This window comes from uncultured Rhodospira sp. (assembly GCF_937138205.1).
Classification (GTDB): domain Bacteria; phylum Pseudomonadota; class Alphaproteobacteria; order Rhodospirillales; family Rhodospirillaceae; genus Rhodospira.
The window spans coordinates 1-17,225 of sequence record NZ_CAKZOT010000022.1 but is presented as its reverse complement, the minus strand read 5'-3'; the positions used below and the strand labels follow the sequence as shown (position 1 = coordinate 17,225).

Here is a 17,225-nt window from a genome sequence, read left to right as displayed (position 1 = left end):
GCGGGACCCATGATCTTGATCGGAAACGGTACACGGGTCCGGGACAGGCCGTGCTGATCGAGGTTAGCCCGGCTGCGATCAACCGGCGTTCCCCGCCGTTTCATGGCGTCATTGGGCAGGGTCACGTTTCGTCCGGCAGGAACGCCAACAAGCCGCGTTGGTTGATCTCTCGCACGACGGCCGACACCTCCCCCGCCGGCGTTGGATGGGCAATCAGAAACCCTTGGGCTTCGTCACAGCCAACGCGGAGAAGGAACCGCAACTGTTCGACGGTCTCGACTCCCTCCCCGGTGACCCGACAGCCAAGCCGATGGCCCAGCTCGACCAGTCCGCCCACCAGGGCCTCGTGGTCCGCGTCGCCAATCGCGGCAATGAACGAGCGGTCCAGCTTGATCTTGGTGATGGGGAGGTAATTCAGATAGCTGAACGCGCTGAAGCCGGTCCCGAAGTCGTCGATGGTCAAGGCGAAGTTGCGCCGCCTGGCACCGTCCACAAACGTTTCCGTTGCCGTGGCGTCGTGGCTGAACAGGGTGCTTTCAGTCAACTCAAGCTCCATCGCCTCGGCGGTCATGCCATGCGCCTGAAGGCACCCGTCGATACTGTCGAGGATCAGTGGGTTCTGGAGTTCCTTCGCAGACAGGTTGACGGCCACTTTCAACGTCAACCCTTCATCCTGCCAGAGACGGGCCTGTCGCATCGCCTGATCCAGAACCCACCGCCCCAGGGGTATGATCTCTGCCGTCTCTTCGGCCAGACGGATGAAATCATCCGGCATGATCAGACCGCTCGTCGGATGATTCCAGCGAACAAGCGCCTCGGTGCTGACAACACGGCCATCACGGAGATCCAGCAGCGGCTGGTAGTAGACCTCGAACTGACCCTCAGAAAGGGCCAGCTTAAGCCCGGCCGCAAGAGATCGCCGACGTTCGACCGCGACGCCCAGCGCCGGTTCGAAGAAGACCATCTGGTCGCCCCCCAGGTCCTTGGCGCGGTAAAGCGCGAGATCGGCATGCCGCAACAGCGATTCCGGATCGCCGCCGTCCTCGGGAAAGACGGCGACCCCCAGGCTCAGGCCTGCGTTCACCTGTTGATCCTGATCCCCAACGCTCAGATCAAGTCCACCAAGCAGACGGTCGAGCACGTGGCTGGCATCCGCGCCGGAGTCGAGGTCCGGCAGGATCACGGCGAACTCGTCACCGCCAAGGCGAGCCAGGGTATCAAGGGGGCGGAGGGCGGCGGCGCCCATCTCGGCAACCCGGCACAGCAGGCGATCACCGCAAGGGTGGCCGAGCGTGTCATTGATGTCCTTGAATTTGTCGATGTCCAGCATGGCCAGGGCGACCCGATTGTCCTGCCGACTTGCCTGTGTCAGGGCGGTTTCCAGCCGATTGCCGAACAAGGATCGGTTCGGCAATCCGGTCAGGGGGTCATGCAACGCGAGGTGGGCGAACCGTTCCTCGATGGTCTTGCGCGCATCGATATCGAACAGAATGCCGGTGATGCGCTGGGCGCGGTCTTCGTCGGACCGTCGCGCCGCCTGCGCAACCACCCTGACCCAGCGCGACGTTTCGTCCGCCAGCCGAACACGGAAATCAAGGTCCAGTCTGTCAGTCCCGCCGTCCATCAGTTCGGCGACCCGACCCATCACCTGGGCTGTATCGCCGGGATGAACCCGGTCCGGCAGCCATGCATCAAGGTGGTCATTGTCCGGCCACTCGGTGAGTGAGACCCCAAGAATTTCGGCGCACCGATCACTGACGAAGGTTTGATTGTCCTGGCTGATGTCGAACGCGAACACGCCACCTTCGCTGGCATCGACCGCCAGCCGCAGACGCTCTTCCTTGTCCTGAAGGGCCTCCTGCGCGCGCGCCCGCCCGACCTCCGACCAAATCCGGGTGGCGATGTCCTCAACAAGGGCCACGTCGCCGCTACTCCACGGTCTCGGCCCAGTGGAGGAGAGGACGCCGAACACCCCGGCCAGTCTGTCGCCCTTGACAAGGGGCGCCATCAGGAAGGCCCCGACCGAGCGGGCCGCGAATAGGCCGGGCTCATCCGATGCGGACGGGTCCAGGTCCTTGCGGACATCGGCGACGGCTACCGTCCTGCCATTGGTGAGGTCGGCGAGGATCGCCGATCCGAAATCTCCAAGGGGATGACAACCCGCCATGCTCGCGAGGGTGCCATCCGTCCAGTCCTGCGCAACGACGGCTTCGTCGCGCGTGGGCGTGCTCTCGGCATAGATGGCCTGGCTGACGCCAAGGTGTCGCGCCAGAATCTCGCATCCGACGGCCTGGGCGGCGGCCGGGTCGGCAAGGTCCCGCAACCGGTCGGACAACTCGATCCGCAGGGCCTGATGCGTTTCACGCTCACGGCGCCGGGCTTCGTCGTGGCGCTCCTGCGTGACATCCTCAAGGGACAGCAGGATCAGGTCCATGCTGTCCAGGCGCATCGCATTGATCAGAATGGTGCGGCTTCCAAGTCCGGAAAAGACGTGTTCGACCTCGTAGCCGCCCGTTTCCTTGTTGGTCGGCAGCACGTCCGTCAGGAGACGGTGGAGGTCGGGGATGTCCCATTGTCCGGAGCCCAGTTCGGACAGGAAGTGCCCTTCAACCATGCCCGGCGAGGTGCGGAAGTGGTCATAAAATGCGGGGTTCGCGGACACCACCCTTTGTTCGGGATCGAGGATGAGCAGTGGGGCCCGCACGGTTTCGACGATCGCCTCGGCGAAGTCCTTGGCCGACTGAAGCTTCTGCTCGTAGTGGCGCCGCTCGGTGATGTCGATGAAGGTCACCACGATGCCGTCAATACGGTCGTCCTCCGTCCGATACGGAAGAATGCGCCGCAGGAACCACTGATCGCCCTGGGTGCCGGGCACCTGCCGCTCGTTGGGGGTCAACGTGGACAGAACGCTGCTGGCGTCCGTCTCGAAGGTCTCGTCCTTGACCTTGCGGGCAAAGCTGGCAAAGGGGCGCCCCATGTCGCCGGGTGTCAGATCGACCAGATGCCGCAAACCCGGCGTGAACCAGCGAACGGTCATGGCCTGATCCAGGAACAGCGTCGGCGTTTCGGTGCTGTTGAGAAGATTGTTGAGGTCGTTTCTTTTGCAATCCAGTTCCTGAACCTTGTTCTGAAGCTGACTGTTGACCGTATTCAGCTCCTCGTTCAGGGACTGCAGCTCTTCCTTTGAGCTTTCCAGTTCCTCGTTTGTGGACTGAAGCTCCTCGTTCATCGTCATGATTTCTTCGTTCGAGGCTTTCAGGTCCTCGTTCGCGCCTTCAAGCTGGCGCACTGTCAGTCTCAATTGTTCCTGTGTCGCCAGAAGGTGCTGTTCCAGCGTGGCGGGCGTCTCCGCCTGGTCATCCTGGGGGTGCGGATTGGCCGCCTCGGGATGCGGTGCCCTAAGAGGCGCACTGTCGCGCGCGCCGTTTCGATCGAAGGTGATCAGCAGAAGCGTATCGCCCTGGCCGCTGGTGAGCGGCGCCACGGTTACCGTCACGGCGTGGTGGAGGTCCTGGCCCGTCATCACGACCTGACCGCTCTGCGTGCGTCGCTGCGCCAGGGCTCTTTGCCGCAGGTTGCGGACCGTGTGGGGCAGGGCATCGCGCAGGTGCCGTGTCAGGTCGCGCGTCTGCTCGCCGTCGGGGTGGCGCAAAAAGGGCGTGGTATCTCCATGCACCGACAGAAGGCGCAGATCGGGGTCCGTCAGCACGGCGGCCGGCGCGAACCGGTCAAGCAGCGCGCGCCGCGCCAGTTCGCTGTGGTCGCGATGCGGCGCTGTCGGCGCGCTGCCCGACGTTGAAGCGACCCCTTGAGCGCCGGTCGGCGGGCCGCCCACGACCGGAAACTCAACCCCGTCGCGCGGGACCGGCCCGGTCCGGCGGTGAATACGCCACCGCTTCGAGATCGCCTTGAAGCCTTCGTTCGCTCCCAGCGCGGTTTCGACGGACCCCAGAAACAAGGCGCCGCCCTGGCGCAACGCGAACCGGAACAGGGCCAACAACTTCCGTTGCACATCCGGTTTGAGGTAGATGAGAACGTTCCGACAGACGATCAGATCCATGCGAGAGAACGGGGGATCCCGAAGCAGGTTCTGCGGTGCGAAGGTGATGGCATCGCGCAGGATCGGGCGGACCCGAAAGGCATCGTCCTCCGGGGAAAAGAACCGCTCGATGCGCGCGGGCGGCAGTGTTTCGATGACGCTGGCGGGATACACCCCGTCGCGGCCGACGGCCAGCGCGTCCTCGCTGGCATCCGTGGCGAAGACCCGCACCGATACAGAGGCTTGTGCCGCCTCGGCCGCCTCGATCAGCAGCATGGCAAGGGTATAGGCTTCCTCTCCCGTGGCGCAGCCCGCGACCCAGGCGCGAATCGGTCGGTCCGGGTCTCGCTCCGCAACCATCGGCGCAATGACCTGCGCCCTGAGGTCTTCCCAGGCTTCCGGGTCGCGGAAAAAACTGGTCACGTTGATCAGCAGGTCGCGCGCCAGGGCTGTTGCTTCCTGGGGACTCTGGCGGACGAGGTCGAGATAATCGGTGATCTCGCGCACGCCCTTAAGGCCCATGCGGCGCTGGACGCGCCGGCTGACCATGGCGTCCTTGTAGCATTGGAATTCGTGCCCGGTCTCGGTGCGAATGGCGTCCAGAATGGCATCCAGCGGCGGCGAGGATACGGCCGGTCCTGGCGCCTTTAAGGGTTGTGAGAAGGTCACGTCGTGCAGGATCACGCGGCGGATCGTGTCCGGCAGGGTCTCCAGCGGCAGGACGATATCGGCCAGTCCGGTCGCAACGGCGTTCTGGGGCATACCCGGGTATTCCGCCGTTTCGGGGTCCTGGACCGCGATCAGGCCGCCCGCTTCCTTGATGCGGCGGATCCCTTCCGACCCGTTGCTGCCGGTGCCGGAAAGAATGACCCCCACGGCATGCTCGCCGCGCAGCGCGGCCACCGCCGTGAAGAAATGGTCTACCGGGCGGCGGCGCACCCTCTCCGGGTTCATCTCTTCAAGCCGGAAGATCTCGTCGCCCAGACCCAGCAGGGTGGCCGGCGGGATGACGTAGACCCGGTCCGGTTCGACCGGCATCCCCTGCTCGGCCTGTACGACGGGCATGGCCGTGTGCGTGGCGATGATCTCGGCGACGCGGCTGGCCTGGGATGGGTCCAGGTGCAGGATGACCACGAAGGCCATGCCGCTGTCCGGTGGCATGTGGTCGAAGAAGGTGTTCAGAGCGGCGATGCCACCGGCCGAAGCGCCAACTCCGACGATGGGAAACGAGGACTTGCGCTTGGACATCATGGCGCCTCTGCCAGGTTGGGGACCTCGGGACCATCGGCCGACCGCACCGTTGCGGACGCCAACCAGAAAGATAATCTAAATCATTTCCCAATACGTATTGTTGCAGGAATCGTTAAGCTTCGGGACATTTTTTTGTGATATCCTTTGTTTTTTAACTCATCACATTGTTTTTATGCGGAAAGATGCCGATTTTTCAGCCACATATCTTCGTCAATGGCCTCCGTCGCATTGGGGCCGAGCGGATTCTGTTGTCAGCGTGATGACAAGAGCATGTGGCAACCCATCCAGGGGGATACGGGCGGCGCCGGCGCCGGCGGCGATCAGGGCGCCATCCAGGGCCACGCAGGGTTGGTCTTCCGTGAAGGCAAGGGCGGTCTTCACCCGAATGTCGCAGCGGGTTCCGGCCACGGTGACGGTGGCCTCGAACCCGGGCCAGGTCTCCGGGATCCGCGGATCGACGACCAGGTCGCCCCCCTCCCGCCGCAGGCCGAGAATGCCCTCGACCCCGGCGCGGTACATCCAGGCCGCCGACCCGGTGTACCATGTCCACCCGCCGCGTCCGACGTGGGGTGGTTGGGAATAGACATCGGCGGCGACCACATAAGGTTCGACCTTGTATCGTTGGACATCGTCGTGTCGTCGGGCGTGCGTGATGGGATTGAGCATGGCGAACAGCTCTGCGGCTTTGGCGCCATCGCCCAGCCTGGCGAACGCGAGGATGGCCCACATGGCGGCATGCGTGTACTGGCCGCCGTTCTCGCGCAGACCCGGGGGATAGCCCCGGATGTAGCCGGGATCGTGCGTGGTTGAGTCGAAGGGTGGGGTGAACAGCAGAACCAGACGGTCCTGCCGCCGGACCAGATGCCGGTCCAGCGCGGCCATGGCGCGGGCGGCGCGGTCCGGGTCCGCCACCTCTGACAGGACAGCCCAGGATTGGGCGATGGAATCGATGCGGCAGGCATCGCCGTCCCGTGTGCCCAGCCACGTGCCGTCGTCAAAGGTGGCCCGTCGGTACCAGTCGCCGTCCCAGGCCTCGCGTTCGACCGCCGCCACGATCCCGGCGGCCTGATCCCGCCACCCCTGGGCGCGGGCATCGCCGCGGTCCGTGGCGAGGGGCGCGAACAGTGCGACGGTGCGGGCCATCAGCCAGGCCAGCCACACGCTTTCGCCCTGACCGTCCTCTCCGACCCGGTTCATGCCGTCGTTCCAGTCGCCCGTGCCCATCAGCGGCAGGCCATGCGGCCCCAGCAGGGCCAGGCTCCGGTCGAGGGCCAGGGCGCAGTGTTCGAACAGCGACGCCTGCCGATCCGAGAGCGTCGGCGTGAAAAAGGCATCATGGGCGCCCGGCTTCAGGCCCGGCCCCGCCAGGAAGGACACGGGTTCGTCCAGGACCCCGGCGTCCCCGCTGGTCATCACATAGCTGGCGACGGCGAAGACCAACCAGATCCGGTCATCGGAAATGCGGGTCCGCGTGCCCTGACCGGAGTGCGGCAGCCACCAGTGTTGCACATCGCCCTCGATGAACTGCCGGGCGGCGGCGCGCAGCAGATGGGTCCGCGCCTCCTCCGGACAGGCGAAGGTCAGGGCCATGCCGTCCTGCAACTGGTCGCGGAAGCCATAGGCGCCGCTGGCCTGATAGAACCCCGACCGGGCCAGGATGCGGCACGCCAGGGTTTGATAGAGCAGCCACCCGTTGAGCATGATGTCCATGGCGCGATCGGGCGTCCTGACCTGCACCGCCCCCAGCAGCCCGGCCCAATGGTCCGTGACGGCGGCCAGGACGGCGTCGAGATCGGCGCGTCGGGACCGCATGATCAGGGCGCGGGCGTCGGCGTCCGAGGCGCATTCGCCCATGAACCAGACGACGTCGGTCTCCTCTCCGTCCGCGAGATCGATGGCGGTGGTCAAGGCCACACAGCGGTCGAGCACGACGCCGGCCGTGTCCGACGCCGGCGCGCCGACGTCCCCGTGAAACGCGGCGCGGTCCGTGGTCCAGCTCGTCTGCCGTCCGCCCAGGTCGGTGAAGGCGACCCGATCCGGAAACCCCGGTCCCCACGGGTTGCGCGTGAAAATCGCCCCGGTCTGGTCGTCGCGGCCGGTCAGCAGGAAGGGGGAGGCGGTTCCGGGCGCGATGCCGACCATCCATTCGACAGCGGCGGTGACCGACAGACGCCGCCGTTGGCCGGATCGGTTGCGCAGGGTCAGGCGCGAGATCTTGATCGGGTCGGCGCGCGGAACGAACTGGATCAGGTCGAGGGCCACGCCCTCCGCCTCGTGCTCGAACCGGCTGTATCCGAAGCCGTGGCGCGCCACGTAGGTCCCCCCATCGCGCCGGGGCCGCGCCATCGGGCTCCAGACCACCCCGGTTCCGTCGTCCCGCACAAGGATCGCCTCGCCCGACGGGTCGGTCACCGGGTCGTTGGACCAGCGCGTCAACGGGTTCTCGCGGCTGTTCACGGCCCAGGTGTAGCCCGCGCCCTCCGCCGACACCTGAAAGCCGAACTCGGCGTTGGCGATCACGTTGATCCAGGGCGCGGGTGTGGTCTCGTCGCCCGTCAGGACCGTGACATACTCCCGTCCTTCGCGATCGAAGCCCCCGAAGCCATTGAAATACTCAAGGTCGGCGCCACCGGGCGCGGACCGGGGCGGCCCTTGCGAGGGTCGGGCGTCCGGATACCCGGCCTTGGGCCGCACGCCGGCAGCGGGCCTCTCGGCCCGTGCGATCTGGTCGGCCACGGATCCGCGTTGGGCATGGAGAACGACACGCGCGGTGGCGGCCAGAAGGTCGCGCGTCCCCTGCGGGACAAGATCGCGCCGGATGACATGCACCGCGCCCGCCGCGACGGACTCGCCCAGACGTGGGCGCGACTGGCTTTTGCGGACCGCCGCCTCAAGCGCGGCCTGAAGGTCCTGGATGTAGGAGGCGGGATGCTCGTTGACGATCACCAGGTCAACGGCGACCTGCTTCATGCGCCAGTATTCATGGGCCTGAAGCATCTGGCCGACCACGGCCATGTCCGCCGAATCGTCGATGCGAAGCAGGACGATGGGCAGGTCCCCGGAGACGCCCAGGGGCCAGAGCCCGGACTGCGGCCCGGCGGCGCGGCTGATCGCCTCCACCGACATCCGATACCGGGGGTCCTGGTAAAGGATTGGCGCGGCCAGGGTCTGGAAATCGGCGGCCTGTGCCGCGCCGATGCCGATATGCCGCAGTTCCACCTGCGCCTGTGTCCAGGCCAGGGTCTTGGCCCGGTCAAAGGCGTTCCGGTCGTGGTGCTTGTCGATCAGGTCCAGCAGCGCGGCGCGGGTGAAGGCCACCACGGTCCAGAACGACACCCGGGCGACGGACCCGCCCGGGATCGTCACGCAGCGCCTGAGGGAAAAGACCGGATCCAGAACGGTGCCGACGGTATTGGACAGCGCCCGTCCGTCCCGCATCGCGACCGCGCCGGCCAGAGTGCTGGTGCCCCGGCCGAGGAAACGCGCCCGGTCGGTCTCGAATTCGGGATCGGCGGCGATGTCGCCCTCGACGACGGCGAAATGGGCCGCCCAGACGCCCGGATCGTCCGGGGATCGGGGCCGGCGGGTCGCGGTCAGGGCCTCGAATTCCGGCAGGTGCGCGGTTTGGACGAACATCCTGGAAAAGGCCGGATGGGCCGCGTCCGCCGCCACCGGCGCCAGAACCAGTTCGGTGTAGGACGTCAGTTCGATGTCGCGGGGGCGCCAGCCACTGTTGGTCAGCGAGACCCGGCGCACCTCCCCGTCATCCTCGCCGGAGACCACAACGTCCATGGTGGTCGTCAGGGTCCCGTCGTGGCCGGTGAACTGGGCGTGATCCTCGCTGAACAGGACCTCGCCCGGGCGTCCGCTTTCGCCGGCCGCCGGACTGGCGCTCGCGGTCCAGCGCTTGCCCGTGGCACGGTCCCTGAGGACGATGACCGTGCCCCCGTCGTCGGGTCCGCCGTCTTCGCGCCAGCGGGTCAAAGCGATGGGGCCCCAGCGGCTGTAGCCGCCGCCCGTGGCCGTCAGCATCACCGCGTAACGACCGTTCGACAGCAGGTGCGTGATCGGTGCGCCGGAGGCTGCGACGCTCAGGCGGCGGGGCGCGGCCCCCCCGGAGGCGATGGCGGTGACGGGCGTCCTCATGCCCTCCAGATCCGGACGGACGACCGCGACATCCTGAGGGACCCGCTCCTGAAGCAACAGCTCGCAGGCCTTTGTCATGGGATCCCGATGGAACCGGTCGCGCATCCGGCCGTCGGTGACGGCGTTGGCAAGGGCGACGATGGTCATGCCCTGGTGGTGGGCCATGAAGGTGCGCACAATGGCGACCGTCTCGCCCTCCGGGATCCGCGAGCGGGTGAAGTCCAGCGCATCGAAAAAGCCATGGCGTCCCAGGGCGCCCATCCCTGCCAGCCGGTCGAAGTTGCGGCGGGCCCCGTGCGGATCGACCATCGCCCCAAGCGCGGTGGCGTAGGGCGCGACCACGGCGTCACCGGCCAGCCCCCGTTTCAGGCCGAGTCCCGGCACGCCGAAGCTGGAATACTGGTACGTCAGCTCAGGATCGCGGGCGTTGAAGGCGGATTCCGAAACCCCCCAGGGGATGTCCAGTGTGCGCGCATGGCCCTTCTGGGCCGCAACGGCAAGCCGATTGGTCTGCTCAAGCACGCTGCCGATGGGTGCGCGCATCACCAGCGACGGCATAAGGTATTCGAACATGGAGCCGGACCAGGAGATCAGGGCCGACCCGCCGCCCATGGGCGTGGCGCCCCGGCCCAGGCGGAACCAGTGTCGCGTCGGCACATCGCCCTTGGCGATGGCGAACAGACTGGCCAGCCGCGCTTCCGAGGCCAGCAGGTCATAGCAGTTCGCGTCCAGTCCGTTGTCCGCGAGGGAATACCCGATGGACAGCAGCATCCTTTCCGGGTTGAGCAGGCCCGTGAAGTCCATGGCCATGGCCATGGCGCGGGCCTGCGCGGCGAGTTCCCTCAGCCGGTCCGACAGATGCCGCGCCGCGTCGTGGCCGAGACGGCGATCCCGGGCATGGCTCAGGCCGGCCGTCCTGAGGGCGTCGATCCAGAACAGGGGATCGGATGCCAAGTCGTCGTCGTCCGCCATGGGCAGACTGTCCCGAATGGCCTCCGCCGCCTTGTCGGCAAGGCGGTTCAGGGGGGCGAAGACCAGGTCGAGGCCCTGGGCCCCATCAAGCAGGGTCTCGATCCCGTCAAGACTGGCGGCGACGGTCGGCCCCTGCCCCCGGGGTGGGGCGGGCAGATCGGCGATGGCCAGACGGGCAAGGCGCACGGTGTCCATCAGGCCGGCCCGCGCATCCGCCTCGGGCGCGTTCGGTGCCTCCGGCTTGCCCGGCGCCGGGGTCGCCCAGTCCTCGCAGGCATTGGCAAGCGCGATCAGGTGGCCCGCCAGATTTCCGCTATCGACCGACGAAACGTAGGCCGGATCGAGAACGTGCCCATCCCGTGTGTCGTACCAGTTGAAGAAGTGGCCCTTGTAGCGTGCCAGACCGTCCATGGCCGTCAGGGTCGCTTCAAGGCGTTCGACGGTTTCGGTCGTGCCCGCCCACCCGAAGTCCCGTGCCGCCACCGTCGAGAGCAGGTACAGCCCGATATTGGTGGGGGAGGTCCGGTGGGCGAGGACGGGGACCGGATCGACCTGAAAATTGTCGGGCGGCAAAAAAGAGTCGGCCTTGGTGACGAAGGTCTCGAAAAAGCGCCAGGTCCGCCGGGCGACGAGGCGCAAGGCGGCGCGGTCGGCGTCCGACACCACAAGGCGTCGCGCGCGCTGCGACGGCCGGCTGATCCGGTACGCGATGGCGGGCATGGCCGCCCAGGACACGGCGACGGGCAGGATCAACAGCCAGGAGGACGGCGCGATCACCACGGCTCCGGCCGCCAGGATCAAGCCGAGCGCCATGCCGCCGCGCATGGTTCCGTAAAACCCGGGCAGGTCCAGACGGGGCGCCGCCGTCGATGTCGCCGCCGTCGTCCATTCCAGGAGATCGCGGCGCGTGACGAACAGGCGCCATACGGTGCGGCCGATGGCGTCGAAGGCGCGCCGGGTCTGGTCGGGCAGGAAACAGACCGAGAGAAAAACCTGCACCATCGCCAGCCACACCCCCTTGCCCAGGGTGTCGAAATGGCTGCGCGCCGTCAGGCCGGAGCGCCGGGGCAGGATGGCAAAGGCGCTCGGCAGGAACGCGGGCAGCGCCATGGCCGCCAAGACGAACCCGATCCCGATCCAGGCCGCCGGCGTCGGCATCACCCAGCAGGCCGCCAGTGCGAACAGGAGGAAGGGCGCGAGGAGCGACCGCCGCAGATTGTCCAACATTTTCCACCGCCCGAGCGGTGTCGGCGCGCCAAGTCCGGTCCAGTGACCGAACACCCAGGGCAGAAGCTGCCAGTCGCCCCGGATCCAGCGATGCTGGCGTTTGGCGGCGACGTCATGGCGGTTGGGAAAGTCCTCGACGACCTCGATGTCGGAGGCGAGCCCGGCCCGCACCCATAGGCCCTCGAACAGGTCATGGCTGAGCAGGGCGTTTTCCGGGACCCGGCCGGACATGGCGGCTTCGAACGCATCCACGTCATAGATGCCCTTGCCGGCGAACGATCCTTCTCCGAACACATCCTGGTAGACGTCGGAGACCGCCGCCGCGTAAGGGTCCATGCCCGCCGGTCCCGAGAACACCCGCTGGAACAGCGAGCCTTCCGCGCCCCGGGGCAGCGACGGCGTGACGCGCGGCTGGAGAATGCCATACCCGTCCGTGACCCGCCGCAGGGCCGGATCCAGGATCGGCCGGTTCAGGGGATGGCTCATCTTGCCCACAAGCCGACGCGCCGCGTCGCGCGGCAGCCGGGTGTCGGCGTCCAGGGTGATGACATACCGCACCCCGTCGGGCACATGGGGCGCCACCCCGCCGACGGCCGCGAAGGACGTATCGGTGGCCCCGCGCAGCAGCCGGTTCAACTCGACCAGTTTGCCGCGCTTGCGCTCCCACCCCATCCACACGCCCTGCTTCGGGTTGAAACGGCGGTGGCGGTGCAGAAACAGGAAGCGGTCGCCGGCGGGGCCGGGGCCATGTCGCCTGTTCAGCGCGGCGATCGCCTCGACGGCGACGGACAGCAGGTCCGCATCGCTGTCAACGACCTCATGATCGGCGTCCGCCCCGTCCGACAGCAGGGCAAAGGTGATGTCTCCACCCGAGCCGGACAGATAATGCACCTCCAGGGTCTCGATCTGGTCGCGCAGATCGGTCTCGCGGGTCAGAAGCGTCGGGACGGCCACCAGCGTGCGCGCAGACCCTGGAATCCCCGCGGCAAGCTCGAGCCCCGGCAGGATGATCGGACGGTGGCGCCAGGTCGCCAGGCGGTTGACCAGGGCGGTGGCCACTTCGGTGGCGGGAACGGCTGCCAGGATGGCGAAGACCGCCAGTCCGCCCCAACCCAGCCCGGTCAGGGAGAGACTCCAGACAGGCAGCGCCAGAACCAGCAGGGTCATGACCACCATGGCGGCGACATACCCGGCCAGCCCCATGTCGCGACCCAGGCGGCCGAGCCATGCCGGGTACGTCGGACGGAACCCGATCGCCTGCTCAAGTGCGCGGCGGCCGTGCCCGATCAAATGAAAGCCGGGATCGCCAACCCGTTCGGCCATGCCCTGTGTGGGGGCGGTTCGGGCTGCCTCGTCGGCGGCGCGGATGGCGTGGTCCGTGACGTCGCCTTCCGACAGCACAGAGCCCCTGGCGAGGGTCTCTATGGCGGCCCGGTAAAGGTCGCGCGTCGGAAAGTCCATGGTGGCGAAATTGCTGGCGGCGCGGAGCCGTTCATCCACCAAGCTGATGCTCTCGACAAACTCCGTCCAGTCGATGTCCGAAATCAGCCGCATGCTGTTGATGACGTTGCGGACCGAAACGTTGGAGGATCCCAGGCGCTGTTGCGCGCGGGAGACAACCTGTTCGATGGACGCCCCTTGTTGCTCAAGGCGTTCGGACAGCCATCCGATCGCGGGCGTCATCGTCGGGTCCTGGTCCCGCAACCGCTTCGCCAGTTGCGCGGCGAAGACCTCCGAGAGGGGGCCAACGGCGCGGGTGGCGATATCGGCGTCCAGCGCCGCCTTTGCGCCGCCCGAGGCCAGCAGTCGGTCGGCCAACGTGTCCGCGTCGGCCCGTTCCGACCGCCCCAGAACGATCTGGGCCGACAACCGACGCAGGTTCTCCACAAGGACAATGCGCAAGGTGATGGCGACCGCCCAGAGTTCGCCGATCATCAACGGCTGGACGCGCTGGTAGGCCTTGATGAAACAGCGCAGCGTCAGCGGATCGATATGGCTGTCGGTATGGGCTATGAAGGCCCAGGCCAGCCCGAACACGCGCGGATATCCGGCGAGGGGACCCGCGGCCAGTTTGGGCAATTGGCGATAATAGCCGGCGGGCAGATGGTCGTGGATCCGCCGGATCTGTTTCTCGACAAGGTGATAGTTGTCCAGCAGCCACTCCGCCGCGGGAACAATATCGCCCCTCTTTTCGGCTTCGGCGGCACTCGACCGATAATCGGCCAACAACGCGACCGCGTTGCTTTTCAGGCGTCTGTCCAGCGGCGGGACCCTTGGTGGCCATGCCGTGACCTGCTGGGCCACGGCAAGGCTTTCCGCGTGCCGCTCCAGACGGTCCAGGCCGAACCGTTCCTCCCGGATGGGAGCCGGTCCGACCCAGAGGGGGGTGGAGGATGGACGCCAGCGGATGCCGGGTTGCCGTAGAGACTGCATGGTCCAGGGGTCCTCCAGGTGGGTTTGGGCGTCGGCTTCGGCCCGCATGCGCCCCATGCGGTCTGTTCCAGGCAGGCTTCGGGCACATTGTCCGCAGTGGGCAACGGATCGCCGGTTCGCGACGCCGTTCCCTTTTTCCTCAACACCGTCAGTGCCAATGTCGTCCGCATCAGTCTCTGCTCATGCGGACAATAACGATGGCCGACAAAGACAACAGAAGAATGGCAATGGCCTCGAAGAGTACGCTTTCCGGCGCAGTTTCCTTTCCCTGGAGAATGATCAATCGGGTCAGTGCAGTTATCGCGATAAAAATAGGGTATACGAATACGGAGCGGCGATCTGAATAATAAACAGACACCATTCCGACAACTTCGATATAAAGAAACATAAGAAGTATATCGGGCAATCCGATTATCTTGACAATGTACATATGATATATCTCTACGGCAACCCCGCTTATCGTCATCATTAGTATGACAATAAGAAATAATCTTTCCGTTATGTGGAATGTATAATGTGCTATGTTTCGCTCTATTTCATCGACGCGCTCTGAGCGAGCGGATTTGGAAATATCATTATTTTCTAAATCATTTTCTTTGGCGCGGCTCATTTTTATATATCCTTTTTTTAAAGAGACTGCCTTACCAACTCCGCAGCCACGCGGGCGCTTTCCTGGTCGAAGTAGTCGCCCCAAAATATGCCGTCAACCCGAACTTCCCATGCCTCATCTACTTCTATAATCTCAACTCTGTCCGCCTGAAGTTTTTTTGTAAAGCTGGCTGATTTGGGAAGAAGTGTTCCGCCATCACCTGCGGTATCGGCGGCTTCCACTTGCGCTTCGTCCTGGATCTCGGGGGTGGGTCTGTCGATAATGCGCAGGATGGACCGGATGAAGGCATCGCCACGATCATCGGCGGCCGTGCGGTCGTGGCCCCGAAGAACCTCCGCCATGGGTGCAAAAAACCGTTCCCTCAGGTGATTGACGAACCGTGGTTCTGTCCAGGACAAATGGGCGACAAGGGATTGCAAAAGAATTCTCTCGTACGCGAGGCGGTCCTTCTCGTTGTCGTTCATTTTCGGATGTTGTCTCGATTTGTTTCTGGGTTCTATCATGATATTTTCACTCCACGTGTTTCTCTGTTTAGGGTAGTGTATTAATTTCACTATGTTTCGGAAGAAGAGGGCTGATTGGAGTCGTGATTTTGTTGATTGAGTCTTTTATACAGCTCAAGAGCATTCTTCATGCTGCCGTACCTTCGGTAAAAATCGTAGAACGGGTCCACGGGCGAAAGGACGATCCGGTTCCACTTGATTTGCGTGGCAGACTCCGTCGAAAGGGCCTCTCCTGTGCCCGCAGTCTCATTATTTTGCGATCCCATGGCCTGAGGTCCTTGCGCTGAGTGTTGGCGGTGACAACAGGCGGGTCCGCGCGTCTGTACGCGCGTCCGACAGTTGGCTGCATTATCAGGTTCCATGTCGAACGCTTCGGCCCCTCCCTGGTTGAGGGGGCGATGGGGCGAGCGCCCCGAAACGATCCAGCCGGCGACTCGCTGTTCTTAACTTTGCTTCGCGTCGGCATCGCGTTTCGCCTGGGCCATGGCATCTTTCAGGTTCGTGTATTTGTACTCGCGATAGCGGAATACGTCGGCGGGAACCCGCGTGATTCCGGCGCAGCGCATTTCCGCCTCCGTAACGGGCGTGTTCTTGTCCGTGCGGGCGGTGTTGATCTGTTGGCGTTCCATGTCCTGGTCTCCTTTTCACTTTCTGGTTCAGGGGTGCCGGCTCGGCGGATGAGTCACACTCATCCGCCGCTGGTCTCATGCGCCGGCACGGCCGACCGCATGGGGTGTCCGGTCCGGCAGCACGAGATGAAACACGGACGTATCGACGGCAAGCCGGCCCCACAGGTGGTCGTCCGCCATGATGGAAACCCTGTCGCCATAGGCTTTCAGGCGATCCAGCAGGCGATCCACCTGGTTCAGGCGTGTCGGCTCCAGGGCGTGAAACCGCAGTGTCAGCCTGGCTTGCGTCTCCATGAGAAGCCTGGACAGATAGCGGGCGCTTGCCAGCACGATCCGCCGATCGATCAACCCGGTGAACGAGACAACGACGCGCGTGATCGGGCCGTGCCTCAGGGTGATGGAAACCCGCCCCGCCTCGATCGCGCGCGCGACGGCGGACCGGAACGCCGCGATGCGCCCCTCGATACCCGGGACATCGCGCTCTTTCGGGGCCAATTGTCGTGCCGCGAAGCGTTGCATCGACAGGCCGATGATCCAGTCGGAGATCATCAGCGGGATCTGGCCCGGGAACCTTAGCGGAACCGTGCGCAGGAAGGGCACGATGTGCCCCAACCCTCCCGGTGCGATCCCCCTGACGAACAGGCGGCTGATGATGGCGAGGCGCTGGGGCAGGGGATACCCGCTGCCATAGATCGGATTGCGCAGGTAGGCGAGTTTGTTGCGCAGGCGGCGACCGATCTCGGGACCCGTGAGCAGGCGCGCATAAAGGGCCTGATAGCCTTCGACCAGCGTCTCCAGGGTCATGGTCTTGGGCACGATGTTGGTCGTCGCGCCGGTGTTGTCGCCGGTCGTGTCGGTCTCGATCAGGCGGCCTTCGCGTTGCATCCGCTCATACAGGGGGGTGCGCGGCAGCGCCGTCAGCAGGCCGACCATGGCCGACTGGATGCCGGCCTCGGTGATGAATCGGTACTGGGCTTCGAAGGTGTCCAGGGTGTCGTTGTCGAAGCCGATGATGAAGCCGGCCAGAACGTCGATGCCATGCGCATAAATCCGGCGAACGGCGGTCAGGGGGTCCTCACGCAGGTTCTGCGTCTTGCCGGTTTCCTTCAGGCTGACCGGGTCCGTGGACTCGATGCCGATGAACACCCACCCGAAATTGGCGGCCCGCAACAGATCGAGCATCTCCTCGTCCTGGGCCAGATTGAGCGAGACCTCGGTCCCGAAGCTGAACCTGTAGCCGTGGCGTTTCTGGTAGTGGTCCAGAAATCGCAGCAGGTCTTTGGCCTGGCGGGGGTTGCCGATCAGGTTGTCGTCGACGAAGAACACCTGACGCGCGCCCAGGCGACGGAGTTCGTCCAACTCCTGCTCCACTTGCCAGAGGCTTTTTGTCCGGGGTTTGCGGCCAAACATGACAA

At 65.3% G+C, this 17,225-nt stretch carries 6 protein-coding genes; all 6 read right to left on the bottom strand.

The genetic code is table 11. The annotated features are described in order from the left end of the window. Positions 1 to 121 precede the first annotated feature (121 nt). Positions 122 to 5,290, bottom strand: coding sequence for an EAL domain-containing protein (locus tag Q0309_RS02370; protein ID WP_299437064.1), 5,169 nt, complete (start codon positions 5,288 to 5,290; stop codon positions 122 to 124). Positions 5,291 to 5,500: 210 nt separating this feature from the next. Next, positions 5,501 to 14,125, bottom strand: a complete 8,625-nt coding sequence (locus Q0309_RS02365) for a glucoamylase family protein (protein ID WP_299437062.1) — start codon at positions 14,123 to 14,125, stop codon at positions 5,501 to 5,503. A 112-nt stretch (positions 14,126 to 14,237) separates the two neighbouring features. Beyond that, the gene (locus Q0309_RS02360; protein ID WP_299437060.1) at positions 14,238 to 14,678 is read right to left on the bottom strand and encodes a phosphate-starvation-inducible PsiE family protein; all 441 of its coding nucleotides are present in this window, start codon (positions 14,676 to 14,678) and stop codon (positions 14,238 to 14,240) included. A 17-nt stretch (positions 14,679 to 14,695) separates the two neighbouring features. Continuing rightward, positions 14,696 to 15,142, bottom strand: coding sequence for a hypothetical protein (locus tag Q0309_RS02355; RefSeq protein ID WP_299437058.1), 447 nt, complete (start codon positions 15,140 to 15,142; stop codon positions 14,696 to 14,698). Positions 15,143 to 15,624: 482 nt separating this feature from the next. Then, positions 15,625 to 15,810, bottom strand: coding sequence for a hypothetical protein (locus Q0309_RS02350; protein ID WP_299437056.1), 186 nt, complete (start codon positions 15,808 to 15,810; stop codon positions 15,625 to 15,627). 75 nt (positions 15,811 to 15,885) lie between these two features. Continuing rightward, a partial coding sequence (locus Q0309_RS02345) for a radical SAM protein (RefSeq protein ID WP_299437049.1) occupies positions 15,886 to 17,225 on the bottom strand: 1,340 nt, incomplete at its 5' end.

Bases quoted from the DNA above. Each gene is read 5' to 3' on its own strand.
- Q0309_RS02370 (WP_299437064.1), bottom strand. From the start codon at position 5,290: ATGATGTCCAAGCGCAAGTCCTCGTTTCCCATCGTCGGAGTTGGCGCT.
- Q0309_RS02365 (WP_299437062.1), bottom strand. From the start codon at position 14,125: ATGGGGCGCATGCGGGCCGAAGCCGACGCCCAAACCCACCTGGAGGAC.
- Q0309_RS02360 (WP_299437060.1), bottom strand. From the start codon at position 14,678: ATGAGCCGCGCCAAAGAAAATGATTTAGAAAATAATGATATTTCCAAA.
- Q0309_RS02355 (WP_299437058.1), bottom strand. From the start codon at position 15,142: ATGAACGACAACGAGAAGGACCGCCTCGCGTACGAGAGAATTCTTTTG.
- Q0309_RS02350 (WP_299437056.1), bottom strand. From the start codon at position 15,810: ATGGAACGCCAACAGATCAACACCGCCCGCACGGACAAGAACACGCCC.